Raw genomic sequence first — 14,037 nt, 5'->3', positions numbered from 1 at the left:
CTATCATCTATCATTTCTTCAGAATGCCGATTAAGAGAAAGGCCACACCGCAGCCGATCCAGCCGAGCTTGCCCCACGACAGCTGCTGGGCCATCCCCGTCAGGCCGATTGCTGTGGTCAGAATCAGGATTGTCGGGCCGACCAGTGCCAGCCCGGAATTAACCGCGAGCGCCTTATCCACCTGGTTCAGCCTCAGCATAATCAGTGCAGCAGCAATCTCCACACTGCCTGACAGCAGCCGAAGTCCCGCCATCCAGCTCACATACTTGTCCAATCTGTTCAACTCCCTTGTACAAATCTATGGATACCAAAGAATCCGCTGCGAATAAACAAGCTGTTATCCATGGATATGCAGAAGAGGTCCACTTTAGACAAGAAGAAATGCAGGAAGCTAGCAGAGATTTAAGCAGATGTGAAAGAAATCATAGTGCTCTCCTCTATAAAAAAATATCATCGGTATGATAAAATTAATTTTGCGCGTGCAAAAAAATGGAGCTCTGGAAAATAGAAGGGCAGGCCGCTGGAGAAACTAAGCCTTCCTAAACGCTTCTGGAGTGGGTTCGAGCGCCGCAGAAATACAGATAAAGACATCGGAAAAAGAGGGGATCACAGTCATGCAAGTTCGTAATTTCGTAGTACCGCTCGTATCGGGAACAGTAGCCAGACAGGTCAAAGAAGTAGCCATCATTATATTCTCGGCACTATTGTTAGCGAGCGGGCTCAGGCTGTTCCTGATTCCGCATCAGCTGCTCAGCGGCGGCGTAGCCGGAACGGCCTCCATCATCGGTTATGTAACGAATCCGAAGTACATCTCGCTGTATTATTTCGCCATTAACCTGCCGATCCTGATCTGGGGTTTCGTAGCCGTGGGAAAGAAATACATCTGTTATAGCCTGCTGTCCGTCGTATCGACCACATGGTTTCTGAATGTGATTCCGCTGGTCAAGCTGACGAAGGACCCGATTCTGGCCAGTATTTTTGGCGGTGTGATCATTGCCGGCGGTGTCGGCTTCTCGCTGCGGGCGGGAGGCTCTTCCGGGGGATTCGATATTCTGGGCTCCATCATTACGCGCAAGCGGGATATTCCGATGGGTACTGTGCTGTTCGTGATGGACGGTCTGGTCATTCTAAGCCTGGGCTTCTTCAGAAGCTGGGATTCGGCGCTGTACGCGATGCTATGTATTTTCGTCAAAAGCCGTGTGGTCGATATGATCCATATCCGCCATGTCAAGCTGACCTGCTTCATCGTTACGAAGGAGCGGGAGAAGATGCTGAACCGCCTGACCTGTCTGCCGCACGGCATCACCGTCGTGAATGCGGAGGGCGGATACAGCCATGAGGGTAATACGATGCTGATGACGGTAACGACCCGCTACGAGCTGGCTGACCTGCGCAAGACGATTCTTGAGACCGATCCGAAATCCTTCGTCAACGTGCTGGAGACAGTGGAGATTATGGGCCGGTTCAGACGATTGAGTTAAACGAGGATAGAGGATAGTTGTATAATGTGCAATTAAAACCAGCGAAAAGAGATGCGAACATTTTAAGCATATCGCCTATACCGTTGCTAGCCACATTTACTATACAAAAAGAGTGCTGCTCTCCGCTCGCGCAGGGAACAGCACTCTTTTTGACTAATGATTGTTGGTTCTAATAGATCTTTGTCTCTTTGTCTTATACATTATCCGCTTTACATCCACGTCAGCACAATGTATTCGGTTTTCCGCATACATTTGGCTCATCTACCCAATCACAGGCACATGTATTCGGTTTTTCGCATACACAATGTATCCGGTTTTTCGCTCAAGTTCCAACTCAATTTAGGGTTCACCTGCCACATGGCGCCAAACAGGGATGTCCTCCAGCCTTCCGGCTGAAGAAACATCCCCAATGGTCATGCTGTAGAATTACAGTCCAGAAGCTTACCGGCGGTCCTGCGGGCCTCCCACGAAGGCCTGCTCTGCGGTGTCGAGATTATAAGCGGTATGCAACGCCTGAATAATCTGCTGCAGATTGCCGGATTCAATGACGCAGGAAACCTTGATCTCGGAGGTGCTGACCATCTTGATGCTCACACCTTCGTTCGAGATCACCTCGAACATTTGGGCCGCAACCCCCGGATGGCTGACCATGCCGGCGCCGACAATCGACACCTTGACCAGACTATCCTCGGAAGTCACTTCACGGTACGGCAAGTCACTGTGCAATCCTTCAATTACCTGCTTAGCCTTTTCCAGATCGCTAAGGGCTACGGTAAAGGAGAAGTCTGCGGTCTGATTCTGAACGCCGCTCTGTACGATAATATCAACGTCCACACCCTCTTCGGCCAGCTTGCCGAAGACCTGGGCAAGTACACCCGGAACATCCGGAACTCCCAGAATACTGATCCGGGCCACATTCTTGTCATACGCAATGCCGCTAACTACTACACCCTGCTCCATACTTGCTTCCTCCTTCACAACAGTTCCCTCATTATGGTTAAAGCTCGATCTGACGACCAGCTTCACTTGATATCGTTTGGCATACTCCACCGCGCGCGGATGCAGTACGGCTGCACCGAGATTAGCCAGCTCCAGCATCTCGTCATATGAAATTTCCTTCAGCTTCCGCGCAGTCTTCACAATACGCGGGTCTGTGGAATAGATGCCGTCCACATCGGTATAGATTTCGCAGACATCCGCTTTGATCGCAGCAGCCAGCGCAACCGCCGTTGTATCCGAACCTCCGCGGCCCAGCGTGGTAATCTCACCGTCCAGTGTCATTCCCTGGAACCCGGCAACGATAACAATCTGCTCACGCTCCAGCGACTCCAGAACACGGCGTGGAACGATTTCACTAATCCGCGCACGGCCATGGGTCTCATCGGTACGGAACCCGGCCTGCCAGCCTGTATAGGATACAGCATTCCGCCCGATTCCATGAAGAGCGATGGACAGAAGCGCTACAGAGATCTGTTCCCCCGTAGTCATCAGCATATCCATTTCCCGTGCGGGAGGCTGCCCGTTCAGCTGTTTCGCCTGATCGATCAGTTCATCTGTCGTATCCCCCATAGCGGATACAACCACAACGCAGCGATGTCCCTCATCCTGCTTATCTGCGATGCGCTTGGCGACACGCTTCATACGTTCAATATCGCCGACGGAGCTGCCTCCGAATTTCATAACATAAAGTGACAAAGTCCCATTCACTCCCTATTTCGCTGTAAGTAGTAGCTTTTATTTGGTTTTCGCTTTAACACAGTATAATACGAAAATCATGACATGCGTTAATAGTTTCACAAAAAAAGCGCCCAATTTTCCGAACATGTCCATTCCTCTAAGCCTGGCAGGGCAAATTATATTCAGCTGAAGCTGTACAAAAAACCTCCGCCGCATAGTGCGGGGAGGCCGTCTTAAATAACGTTGAACCCGGAGCTAAGACAGCTCCTACGCGCGGGAGATGTATTTACCTTCGCGGGTATCGATCAGGAGAACGTCTCCTTCATTAATGAACAATGGAACCTGTACCGTATGGCCGGTTTCCAGAACAGCCGCTTTAGTTGCACCCTGAGCGGTGTTGCCTTTAACGCCCGGTTCTGTTTCGGTAACCTTCAGCTCAACGCTTGTAGGAAGGTTGATTCCGAGGATTTCGCCCTGGTAGCTGACGATATTGACAGTCATATTCTCTCTCAGGAAGTTAAGCTCCCATTCCAGCTGCTTCGCAGTCAACTCGAACTGGTCATAAGTTTCGTTGTCCATGAATACATGCTCTGAACCGCTGGCATACAGGTACTGTACTCCACGGTTCTCGATGATCGCACGGCCGATCGTTTCGCCTGCACGGAATGTACGTTCAACGGTATTGCCGTTACGCAGGTTCTTCAGCTTGGAGCGGACAAATGCCGCGCCCTTACCCGGCTTCACGTGCTGGAAATCGATAACGGTGAAGATATCCCCTTCTACTTCTACGGTCAAGCCTGTCTTGAAATCATTAACTGAAATCACAAAAAATCCCTCCTGGAATCGATGAATTAACTGAATAAGTGTGTCTTACAGTACCGTGTATTCCTTAGACGAATGTGTCAGCAGCGCGATGCCGCTTTCGGTAATGACAATATCATCTTCAATCCGCACGCCGCCGAGGCCGGAGAGATAAATTCCCGGTTCTACGGTAACTACCATGCCCGGCTCCATAATTTCATCGGCAAGCTTGGACAGACGCGGGGATTCATGAACCTCCATGCCCAGACCATGGCCTGTGCTGTGGCCGAAATACTCACCATACCCGTAACGGGTGATGATGTCGCGGGCCAGGGCATCACATTCGCGGCCGGTCATGCCGGGCTTGATATGTGCCAGTGTGTGAAGCTGCGCTTCAAGCACAATATCATAGATTTCCTTCAGCTTGGGATCTGGCGATCCCGTAGCAATCGTACGTGTTACATCTGAGCAGTAACCGTCCAGCAGAGCGCCGAAATCGAGGGTTACGAATTCGTTGTTCTGGATGATCTTGCTGCTGGCTACGCCATGCGGCATGGCCGAGCGTTCGCCGGAAGCAACGATTGTATCGAACGAAGACGAGGTTGCACCATGCGTACGCATGTAGAATTCCATTTCCAGATCGACATCACGTTCAGTCATGCCTGGTTTGATCACATTCAGGATATGACTGAACGTGGCGTCGGCCAGATCGGCCGCCCGCTGCATGACAGCCAGCTCTTCTTCGTCCTTGAACATGCGCAGATTCTCCACGGCTTTGGATACCGGCACCATGACAGCCGGCTGCAGAGCCGCCGCATAGGCAGTGTACGCGCTGAAGGTTACATCATCCTGCTCGAATCCAACCCGGACTTGTCCGCCATGCGGCAGCAGCTCGCGTACGGTGTCAATGAATTTCGAAGCATGCTGAACTACCTGGAGGCCGTTTACCTGTTCCGAGGCCTGTGTCATATACCTGAAGTCAGTCAGCAGATAACTGTCATCACCGGTAACCAGCACATACCCGGAGGAGCCGGTGAATCCGCTCAAATAGCGGCGGTTATAGCCGCTGGTAATTAACATCGCATCCAGTCCCTGTTCCTGCAAAACCTTACGCAGCTTGGAGACGCGCTTGTTGCTCATTTTCATTCTCCTCTCGAAATAGCCACATTGTATTTTAACATAGTGGCATGCCACCTGAGAAGTTTTTTCGGACGCTTAGGCCAGCTTTGTCTGCTGCTCCCGTTTCCGCTCATCCGTATACTCCATCGCCGCAGTATATCCGATGAATAATCCCCAGAGTAAAAAGAGGCAGAATTCACTGATCACAGAGTTCCATGGCAGCTTGAAAGGCGGCTGCATCAGGAACTGCCAGGAGCCGGCAAGGAACAGGGCCGACCACCAGAGCACACCGTAAATCATACCCGGCCAAGGCCCCTTTAGCTTGCGGAAAATAAGCACATAGATCAGGGAAACGATCACCGAGAAGACGATAAAGGATAAATATCCGAGCAGATGCCCGGCAGGCGACACCAAAAATTCATGTTTAAAGAAGGGCTCCGCCAAAAATCCCGGAATCACCTTGGTAAAATGCAGGACGTACATCAGCCAGCGGGCTCCTCCCCAAATGATGCCGGCGAAAAAACCCAGTTCAATGGCAAAATAAAACGGATTCGTATGGACTGACTTTTGCTTGTTAGAAGAACTCATAGAGCAGCCTCACTTTCAATATAGGGTTAATCCGGTTTCCACTCCGCTCTCTATAGACTAGTATGTACAGCAAACGGCAATCCAACTAGTAATGTGCTTAAAAATTAGTTACAATGTATTATATAAATCACATTAAAATACGGGAAGGTGAATTGGTTGTCCCAGGAAACTCCCAGTTACGGCGGCCAAGCCGTCATTGAAGGCGTCATGTTCGGCGGCAAGCATATCAACGTAACAGCCGTAAGAAGGAAGAATCAGGAAATTACATTTTTGGAGGTGCCGAAGAGCGATAAGAGCTGGGTCCTTAAACTGCGCAAGATTCCGCTGCTTCGCGGCATTGTCAGTATTATAGATTCCAGCGCCAAAGGCTCGAAGCACCTGAATTATTCGGCGGAATCCTATGCCGAGGATGAGACAGAGCCTGAAGAGCTTGCTAAGCAGAAAGAGAAAGATAAAGACAAGAAGAAAGATGAGGGCTGGAGCCTCGGTATGATTTTCGGGGTAGCTGTCATGGGTATTCTTTCTTTCCTTTTCGGCAAGATTATTTTTACTCTGGTGCCGGTTTTCGTAGAAGATTTTTTATTCAAGAATGCATTTGATAACTATATTCTGCACAACCTTGTTGAAGGCGGCATTAAGCTGATTCTCCTGCTCGTTTATCTGTTTGCGATTTCACAGACTCCGGTGATCAAACGGCTGTTCCAGTATCATGGTGCCGAGCATAAGGTAATCAGTGCTTTTGAAGCCGGCGAAGAACTGACTGTTAAGAATGTACAGAAATACAGCCGTCTGCATTACCGCTGCGGAAGCAGCTTCATGATGCTGACCATTATCCTCGGTGTGATTATCTACTCTGTTGTCCCATGGGATAATCTTATGGAACGGGTACTGCAGCGGATTATTCTCCTGCCGGTAGTCATCGGGATCTCCTTTGAGGTGCTGAAGGGCACCAATGCCGTGAGAGATATTCCCGGGCTCAAGTATCTGGGGTATCCGGGTCTGTGGCTGCAGCTGCTGACGACCAAAGAGCCTAAAGACGACATGGTTGAGGTGTCCATCGCCTCGTTCAACCGGATGCGGGAGCTGGATGCCGCAATTGAAGCAAGAGGATATTCGGAGGCAAGTGTGTCAGGCGGCATTTTGGATCCTGCGAAAGGATGATTAGCCCATGATCAGACATACTTTGATTGTTTGGATTTCAATAGCTCTCGCAGCATGGGGGCTGGTAACGGAATTTATGATACGCGGCCTTGCTGCACTATCTGTCTTTATTCTTCCGCTAGTTCTGCTGGCGCTGCTGTATTATGCGTACAAGATCGTTCCCGGAAGAACAAACGACGGTCCCGGCCGGCCGCGCACCAAAGTCAAGCCATCGGCCAAGACGATGTCCAAGGTTGCGGGTATCCGCAAAACCCAGGCCGCCTCACCCGGCAAGCGTAAAACCTATCCATTCCAGGTGATTGAAGGCAGCAAAGGTAAGAACGACGACCAGCTTCCCAAATATCATTGAACTCCCGGCTATCCGCTAAGATTCAAGCAACAAAAGGCATCTCCGCATTGTCGTTACGACATGCGGGATGCCTTTTTGGTTATAATTCAGATCCGGCGCGCTTAGGCCGGGTGAATGTATGGACGCGTTCTAAGCGACGGCCGCCAATTTTTGAAAAAATCCGCTCCAGCCGTCAGCCCCGCAGTATAGATCGCCTCACTCTGTTCCGGGGAGATATGAAACTGGGTGGTGGAAATGCCCAGCGTGGGAATTTTGACAGTGCGTACGAATTTATCCGTCTCGATATAACGTTCATCATGGGCGGAGAGCATCGTCCCTACCATGGCCTGAAGCATGCTGAACGGCCCGGTAATGCGGTAAGGCTGCGGCTGTGTCTTACCGATTAACTGGTAGCCTACTGTGGGCGTACGGCGCTCAGGGGACTGGAAGCCATCCTTCTTCTCATCAAACAGCCACAGCGGAAAATTGCTGAGCATCCCCCCGTCCACCATATACACAAACTGCTCGGCAAAAGACTTTCTCCGGGCTGCCTCCCCATTCAGCCGCAGCATCACCGGATCGAAGAAGTAGGGAATGCTGCAGCTCATCCGCACAGCCTTGGCCACTTCAAAGGAGTACGGTGAAATCCCGTACAGCTCCAGATCATCCGGCAAGACGACAATTCTCCCGTTAGTAATATCTGATGCGATAACGGTCAGCCTGCCGCGCGGCAGATCGCTGAATGTAACCACACCCTTCTCCAGCAGAATGCCGCGGATCCAGGATTCCAGAGCCTGGCCCGAGTAAAGGCCTTTTTTGATCAGCACACGGATTGCCGGTCCTATTACAGCGGTGTTATATAGCGCTCCGCGCTTGAGAAAGGATGTGAAGGGCGTCTCCCTGATGATCCGGCTCATCGCCTCCCCGTCATATCCGGCGGCCAGCAACGAAGCAATAATGGAGCCTGAAGAGGTTCCGGCTACTCTCCCGAAGGTCCGGCCCGCCCGCTCCGTTGCCTCCACCGCACCTGCGAGCGCAATCCCCTTCACTCCACCGCCTTCAAAAACTGCGTTAATCTCCATACATAAGAGTCCCCCGTTCCATAGATCTTATTGCTTATCTATGAGCACGGGGGACTATTCATGACTGACTATGATTTGAAATAAAAGCTGAGCAGGCTGGCCAGGCCAAATGGATCACGGACCACAATATCATTGGCCCGGAACAAAATACTGCCGGAAACCTCATCGTATTTCTCATTATATTTCAGCTGGTTGATAATCTGATCGCCGCTCTGCCATTCCGCGGTTTGTTTGGTGTCCCCTACTTTGTAGGAGGCCAAGCCGATATACAGCTTGACACCCGTGCCACTGACCTCATTCACCCACCAATCGACCAGCTTGTCATAACGGGCGGCGCTGAAAGAGAGGCTCCAGTATATCTGCGGAGCTACATAGTCGACCCAGCCGCTCTTAATCCATGTGCGTACATCCGCATACATATCATCATACGCAGACACGCCTGCCGTGGTATCCGAGCCGGTGCTGTCAGCTTTTTTATTGCGCCATACCCCAAAGGGGCTAACGCCAAACGAAACTGCCGGTTTCACCGCATGAATCTCTGCACCCAGCTGCCGGATGAACTGATTGATATTATCCCGGCGCCAGTCTCCCTTGGTGGCAATTGCCTGAGCGTTGTAGGTCTTGAATGCCGTGTCATCGGTAAAAGTTACGTTGGAAGGATAGAAATAATCATCCAGATGCACACCGTCGATGTCATACCCTCTGACCACTTCCATTACGGTGTCAATGATATGCTGCCGCGCTTCCGGAATACCCGGATTTATGTACAGCTTACTGTCAGCTTTGACAATCCACTCCGGATGCAGCTTGGCAACATGATTGGCGGCAAGCCCTGTAGTGGAGGCATCGGTAGTTGCCCGGAACGGATTGAACCAGGCATGCAGCTGCATGCCGCGTGAATGGGCGCTGCTAACCATATACTGGAGCGGATCATAGCCGGGCTCCTTCCCTTGGGTACCGCTAAGCACCTTGGACCAGGGGACGAGCTGTGAGGAATACAGGGCATCTCCGGCGGGTCTGACCTGTACGAATACACTATTGAAACCGGCAGCCTGCAGCTTGTCCAGCATGCTGTCGAACTCTTTCTTCTGCTTGTCTCCATTACCGGCCGAAGCTGTTGACGGCCAGTCCAGATTAAATACGGTGGACACCCACGCGCCCTTCATCTCCTTTCCGGTCTTAGCCCCGGGAATGGAAGGTACGGTTGGCGTTGGCACGGTCGGTGCCGGCACCACAGGCGTTGGTACGGATGGTGTAGGCACTGTCGGAACAGACGGTGTCGAAGGTGTAGACGGCCCGCCAATCTCTACATTTGAATATAAGGCAATATGCTTCGCAGCCTGATTCCAGACCACCTGCAGCCCGAGCTGCTCGCTGACGAACCGCAGCGGCACCATCACTCTGCCCTGTGTAATCTGCACAGAGGTATCCAGAGGGACTGAATCACCGTTAACGATTGCACTTTTGCTTCCGCTAGTCAGCTTCAGCACATTATTCCCCTTGCTGATTGTAGCCGTCTTACTGGCCTGATCCCAGACCACGCCGGCACCTATTCCTTTACTGACTACCCCGACAGGGACCATAGTAACATTGGTCCGCGTAATATAAGGCGGAACATCCGTGCTTAAGCTCTCTCCATCCAGTTCAATGGTAATCTGCACCGAAGCAGCGCGTGCCCCTGTTGTCCACACAGGCAGACATAGCATAACTACCAGCAACCCAAAAATCCATTTACGGTAATTCATAATTCCTCCCAAATGTTGTAGTGATATAACAAAGAAACGGCCTTCTCATCCTTGAATCAGGGAGAAGGCCGTTTCTTTAGTAAACGGAGTCCTTCCTTAGGTGAAAAAGGAACGGTATCCGTTTTGACGTAAACAAACTGGAAAGGTTGCGCTAATCAAACAAAAACAGCCAAAATTATGAATCACTGACCATTTCATGGTGAATATCGTATAAGGTCTGCAAACGCGCTTCATCCCGGCGGAAGTACTCCACTAGTGTCTCGATCCGGGTGATAGAATCCCAGCTCAAATGATGCTCAATGCCTTCAACATCCTTATAAATATGTTCTTGCTGAACTCCAATAAGCCCGAGGAATTCCTCCAGCAGCTGATGGCGGTCCACAAGACGTTTTCCCACTTTTTTTCCTTTGCTTGTTAGGACAAGCCCACGATATTTCTCATAGATGAGATATTCGTCCTTATCCAGTTTTTGGATCATCTTGGTCACAGAGGAGGGGTGTACTTCCAGTCCCTCGGCAATATCCGAGACCCGCGCATAACCCTTCTCATCGATGAGCTTGTATATGCGCTCCAAATAATCCTCCATGCTGGGTGTTGGCATTAACTTTACCTCTTTTCTATATTGAGCGTGGCGATGGGGCCGGGCCTTGCTCTAACAATGATACATGTTTCTGCCGCTCCTTGGCAAGTCCTACAGGTCCGCCGCTTCTCTGCTTAGCGATGTTTACCATGATTCCATTCACCCGCTTAACGGCACAATAACGGTATCCTCATCTATAAGGAGCGTGAATTCATGAACGTAGTCACCCCTGAACGCCCTCCTGCCAAAAGACCACGGAAGCCGACGGGTCTCTTCATTCCGGAGCTGGTTTTTTTCGAACCGGATGCCTTGAATTACCCCAAAGGGGAGCGGATTATGGAGTGGGTTAAGGCCCGTAACATCCCCTTCCGTATGACCACTTCGCATAACCGGATCACCAATTTGCCCGGCGAAACCGAAGTGGAGCAATACAAAATCGCTAAAAGAACACTTGTCGTCGGTCTCCGCAAAACGCTGACTTTTGACCAGTCCAAGCCGTCTGCCGATTATGCGATTCCGATTGCCACCGGCTGTATGGGCCACTGTCATTATTGTTACCTTCAGACTACATTGGGTTCCAAGCCTTACATTCGCGTATATGTAAACACTGGAGACATCATCGATGCGGCCAAAAGATATATCGGCGAGCGCGCCCCGGAGATTACTACATTTGAAGCTGCCTGTACCTCTGACCCGCTGGGGTTGGAGCATATTACCGGCTCACTGACCGAGCTGATCGAATTCATGGCCGAAGAGCCGCTCGGACGGCTGCGCTTCGTGACGAAGTACCAGCATGTGGAGCCTCTGCTTGGACTGAAGCATAACGGCCATACCCGCGTACGCTTCAGCGTGAACGCCGATTATGTAATTAAGAATTTCGAGCCAGCCACCTCGCGGTTTGAGGAGCGGATTGAGGCTGCCGGTCAGATTGCCCGTGCCGGTTATCCGCTCGGCTTCATCATTGCTCCGATCATCTGGCATGACGGCTGGGAAGAAGGCTATGCCGAGCTGCTGGAGAAGCTGGCCCATACACTGCCGACGGGAATTGGCAAGGGTCTAACTTTTGAAATGATCCAGCACAGGTTCACCAAAACGGCCAAGACTGTGATCGAGAAACGTTATCCGAAATCCAAGCTGGAGATGGATATCGAGAAGCGCAAGAAGAAATGGGGCAAATGGGGCCAGAACAAATATGTCTACCCTGATGAACAGCAAACCGCCCTGCGCGAATTCATCACAGAGCGGATTTTTGAACATTTTCCGGAAGCGGCTATTGATTATTTCACTTAACCTTTAGGCTTAGAAAATCAGCCACTCCGGCGTAATCCCCTGCAGCCAGATCGTTATCCGGAACATCTGGTCGGTGAACAGGAGAATGCCCATGAACACCATCAGTGTGCCGCCAAGCTTCATCAGCAGATTGGAATACTTCAGGATCTTCCGCGCGCCGCCCAGGAAAAAAGCAAGTCCGAAGAACGGGAGCGCGAACCCGATACTGTATGCCGTAATCAAAGTAAACCAGGTTCCCGGATCACTGGCAGAAAGCGCAATAATCGCCGTCAAAATGGGACCAATGCACGGTGACCAGCCCGCTGAGAAGCCGATGCCGAAGATAAACGAGCCCAGATATCCCGCAGGCTTCCATTTCAGCTCCAGCTTGCGCTCCCGGAGCAGAAACTGCGGCTGAAAAATACCGAGCAGGAACAGCCCCATCACAATAATCAGAATAGCCGACAACTGGCGGATCAGATCCCGCTGGCCGTTGAAGAATTCACCAAACAGTCCGGCCCCGAAACCAAGGGTATAGAACACCGCCGAGAAGCCCAAGATAAAAGCCAGCGTATGCGAGAGGGTCCGGAAACGGACCTCTTTGCTGTTGCCTCCACTCTTCAGCTCCTGTACCGATAAGCCGGTAATATAAGATAGATAGGAAGGGTAGAGCGGCAGACAGCAAGGCGATATGAACGACGCCACTCCGGCGGCAAAAGCGATTCCTGCATTCAGGTTGGACACTGGCGCATCTCTCCTTCCCTAATCGGGTTCAGTTCACGAAGGCAGCATTCAAGCATATGTAGTTTAGGCCACTGGGCGCTTCAGGCTTTAGGCTGGCAAGCCTTTTTTGCCGATCAGTGTTAACGTCAGCAGTGCAATCAGCAGTAGAACAATGGTGGCTCCGGGAGCCAGATTCCACACCCCGGCAATGACAAGGCCGCCGACTACGGCGATCTCAGCGATAATCACGGATAGAATGACTGAAGACTTGAAGCTTCGGGACAGCAGCAAGCTGATCGCCACGGGAATGGTCAGGAGTGCAGATACCAGCAGGGAGCCGACAATTTTGATCGCCGTGCTGATTACAAGTGCGGTCAACACGGTAATCAGCATATTAAGCAGCTTCACCGGCAATCCGCTGACACTGGCTGCATCCTCCTCAAAGCTGAGCAGGAAGAACTCTTTGAAGAACAGCGAAACTACAACCACAACCGCAATGGTAACAATACCTACTACAATCAGATCGGTGTTATTCAGCGTGTAAATGCTGCCGAACAGGTAACTCATCACATCCGCATTATAGCCTTTGCCCAGGGTGAAAAAAAGCGAAGCCAGCGCTACCCCGCCCGACATGATGATGGCAATGGAGAGTTCGGCATAGCTTTTGTACGCCTTGCGCAGCTTCTCAATCGCAAACGAGGCCACTACGGCAAAGATCAGCCCCGCTCCGAGCGGGTAGAAGCCGGTCAGGAAGCCAAGCGCCACCCCGGCAATGGTCACATGGGCCAGCGTGTCTCCGATCATGGACAGGCGCCGCAGCACCAGAAACACGCCTATCAGCGGCGCGGTAATCCCAATCATCAACCCGCCTGCAAGCGCCCGCTGAAAAAAGTCACTAAATAGAATTTCCAAGATATTTTTCTCCTTTTATGAATCAAACCTTTTCGAGTGAACCTTTTAGATCTAAACCTTTAGGACAAAACCTTTTAGATCAAAAACCTTTTAGATCAAAAACCTTTAGATCCAAACCTTTCGATCCCACCCAAACCCTCCCTTCCAAGGGAGGGCCCCAAAGGCTCTGCCCTCTGGACACCCGTTAAGTGCAATTGGCGTGGGACGGCAGACTTTCGCTGCTTAGAGATGTTGAAGCAGGACCGCTTTTCCTCCCTGCGGGATGCGCTTAACTTTATGCAGGATCTATCTACATTTTAAGATCAAGTACAAAAGATCAAGTACAAAAGATCAAGTGCAAAAGATCAAGTGCAAAAGATCAAGTGCAAAAGATAAGAACGAAGGCCGTCCGATGTTGTACAATGGACGACCACAAATTAACTCTATTGCAGAACATACAACAGATTCTCCAATATTGCCTGCTAAATGCGATTCTACTGTATTTCGTGCAATAGAAATTGGAAATTAGGTTGTGATAAGGGGAATTTACTCAATTCTAAAGTACAAAGTACAACAGAAGCAGAATTTCGGT

General features: G+C 50.9%; 14 protein-coding genes. 4 read left to right on the top strand and 10 right to left on the bottom strand.

Annotated features, from left to right (window positions below):
- Window positions 1-10: 10 nt before the first annotated feature.
- On the bottom strand, window positions 11-274 hold the full coding sequence (locus MKZ24_RS15795) for a YqhV family protein (protein WP_445323668.1): 264 nt from the start codon (window positions 272-274) through the stop codon (window positions 11-13).
- Between the two features lie 340 nt (window positions 275-614).
- On the opposite strand from MKZ24_RS15795, the gene MKZ24_RS15790 reads away from it, so the two are divergent.
- Entirely contained in the window at window positions 615-1,481 is an 867-nt protein-coding gene (locus MKZ24_RS15790; protein ID WP_042237864.1) for a YitT family protein, read from the top strand.
- 441 nt (window positions 1,482-1,922) lie between these two features.
- Here MKZ24_RS15790 and MKZ24_RS15785 read toward each other — a convergent pair whose 3' ends face one another.
- The 4 genes from MKZ24_RS15785 to MKZ24_RS15770 all read right to left on the bottom strand — a co-directional run bounded on the left by MKZ24_RS15785 (window position 1,923) and on the right by MKZ24_RS15770 (window position 5,666).
- On the bottom strand, window positions 1,923-3,176 hold the full coding sequence (locus MKZ24_RS15785) for an aspartate kinase (RefSeq protein WP_340784433.1): 1,254 nt from the start codon (window positions 3,174-3,176) through the stop codon (window positions 1,923-1,925).
- A gap of 249 nt (window positions 3,177-3,425) precedes the next feature.
- The gene (efp, locus tag MKZ24_RS15780; protein ID WP_042237868.1) at window positions 3,426-3,983 is read right to left on the bottom strand and encodes an elongation factor P; all 558 of its coding nucleotides are present in this window, start codon (window positions 3,981-3,983) and stop codon (window positions 3,426-3,428) included.
- Between the two features lie 45 nt (window positions 3,984-4,028).
- Window positions 4,029-5,099: a M24 family metallopeptidase gene (locus tag MKZ24_RS15775; protein ID WP_042237870.1), complete on the bottom strand. Its 1,071-nt coding sequence runs from the start codon at window positions 5,097-5,099 to the stop codon at window positions 4,029-4,031.
- 75 nt (window positions 5,100-5,174) lie between these two features.
- Complete coding sequence (locus tag MKZ24_RS15770; protein ID WP_042237871.1) at window positions 5,175-5,666, bottom strand: YqhR family membrane protein; 492 nt, start codon at window positions 5,664-5,666, stop codon at window positions 5,175-5,177.
- 207 nt (window positions 5,667-5,873) lie between these two features.
- Here MKZ24_RS15770 and MKZ24_RS15765 point away from each other — a divergent pair, with 207 nt between their 5' ends.
- Window positions 5,874-6,827 carry a DUF1385 domain-containing protein gene (locus MKZ24_RS15765; RefSeq protein WP_152679709.1) on the top strand — a complete coding sequence of 318 codons (954 nt, stop codon included), beginning with the start codon at window positions 5,874-5,876 and terminating at the stop codon, window positions 6,825-6,827.
- A gap of 7 nt (window positions 6,828-6,834) precedes the next feature.
- Window positions 6,835-7,176, top strand: a complete 342-nt coding sequence (locus MKZ24_RS15760; RefSeq protein ID WP_340784425.1) for a hypothetical protein — start codon at window positions 6,835-6,837, stop codon at window positions 7,174-7,176.
- Between the two features lie 101 nt (window positions 7,177-7,277).
- Here the strand turns inward: MKZ24_RS15760 and MKZ24_RS15755 are convergent, their stop codons facing one another.
- The 3 genes from MKZ24_RS15755 to mntR all read right to left on the bottom strand — a co-directional run bounded on the left by MKZ24_RS15755 (window position 7,278) and on the right by mntR (window position 10,583).
- The gene (locus tag MKZ24_RS15755; protein WP_042237876.1) at window positions 7,278-8,237 is read right to left on the bottom strand and encodes a patatin-like phospholipase family protein; all 960 of its coding nucleotides are present in this window, start codon (window positions 8,235-8,237) and stop codon (window positions 7,278-7,280) included.
- A gap of 68 nt (window positions 8,238-8,305) precedes the next feature.
- Window positions 8,306-9,982 carry a family 10 glycosylhydrolase gene (locus MKZ24_RS15750; protein WP_340784421.1) on the bottom strand — a complete coding sequence of 559 codons (1,677 nt, stop codon included), beginning with the start codon at window positions 9,980-9,982 and terminating at the stop codon, window positions 8,306-8,308.
- 175 nt (window positions 9,983-10,157) lie between these two features.
- A complete protein-coding gene (gene mntR, locus MKZ24_RS15745) occupies window positions 10,158-10,583 on the bottom strand; it encodes a transcriptional regulator MntR (RefSeq protein WP_039295471.1) in 426 nt (141 codons plus the stop codon).
- A 192-nt stretch (window positions 10,584-10,775) separates the two neighbouring features.
- On the opposite strand from mntR, the gene splB reads away from it, so the two are divergent.
- Window positions 10,776-11,852: a spore photoproduct lyase gene (gene splB / locus MKZ24_RS15740; RefSeq protein ID WP_042237880.1), complete on the top strand. Its 1,077-nt coding sequence runs from the start codon at window positions 10,776-10,778 to the stop codon at window positions 11,850-11,852.
- Window positions 11,853-11,861: 9 nt separating this feature from the next.
- Here the strand turns inward: splB and MKZ24_RS15735 are convergent, their stop codons facing one another.
- Together MKZ24_RS15735 and MKZ24_RS15730 are read right to left on the bottom strand one after the other, a co-directional pair.
- Window positions 11,862-12,575: a cytochrome c biogenesis CcdA family protein gene (locus tag MKZ24_RS15735; RefSeq protein ID WP_042237882.1), complete on the bottom strand. Its 714-nt coding sequence runs from the start codon at window positions 12,573-12,575 to the stop codon at window positions 11,862-11,864.
- 87 nt (window positions 12,576-12,662) lie between these two features.
- Complete coding sequence (locus MKZ24_RS15730) at window positions 12,663-13,466, bottom strand: metal ABC transporter permease (RefSeq protein WP_042138749.1); 804 nt, start codon at window positions 13,464-13,466, stop codon at window positions 12,663-12,665.
- Window positions 13,467-14,037 lie beyond the last annotated feature (571 nt).

The sequence above is a fragment of the Paenibacillus sp. FSL R7-0297 genome (genome assembly GCF_038009025.1).
In the GTDB taxonomy this organism is placed as follows: Bacteria; Bacillota; Bacilli; order Paenibacillales; family Paenibacillaceae; genus Paenibacillus_AQ.
The sequence above is the reverse complement of the archived record's forward strand: the minus strand, read 5'-3'. Positions and strand labels throughout refer to the sequence as shown.

Bases quoted from the DNA above. Each gene is read 5' to 3' on its own strand.
- MKZ24_RS15790 (WP_042237864.1), top strand. From the start codon at position 615: ATGCAAGTTCGTAATTTCGTAGTACCGCTCGTATCGGGAACAGTAGCC.
- MKZ24_RS15775 (WP_042237870.1), bottom strand. From the start codon at position 5,099: ATGAGCAACAAGCGCGTCTCCAAGCTGCGTAAGGTTTTGCAGGAACAG.
- MKZ24_RS15770 (WP_042237871.1), bottom strand. From the start codon at position 5,666: ATGAGTTCTTCTAACAAGCAAAAGTCAGTCCATACGAATCCGTTTTAT.
- MKZ24_RS15765 (WP_152679709.1), top strand. From the start codon at position 5,874: ATGTTCGGCGGCAAGCATATCAACGTAACAGCCGTAAGAAGGAAGAAT.
- MKZ24_RS15760 (WP_340784425.1), top strand. From the start codon at position 6,835: ATGATCAGACATACTTTGATTGTTTGGATTTCAATAGCTCTCGCAGCA.
- MKZ24_RS15755 (WP_042237876.1), bottom strand. From the start codon at position 8,237: ATGGAGATTAACGCAGTTTTTGAAGGCGGTGGAGTGAAGGGGATTGCG.
- MKZ24_RS15750 (WP_340784421.1), bottom strand. From the start codon at position 9,982: ATGAATTACCGTAAATGGATTTTTGGGTTGCTGGTAGTTATGCTATGT.
- mntR (WP_039295471.1), bottom strand. From the start codon at position 10,583: ATGCCAACACCCAGCATGGAGGATTATTTGGAGCGCATATACAAGCTC.
- splB (WP_042237880.1), top strand. From the start codon at position 10,776: ATGAACGTAGTCACCCCTGAACGCCCTCCTGCCAAAAGACCACGGAAG.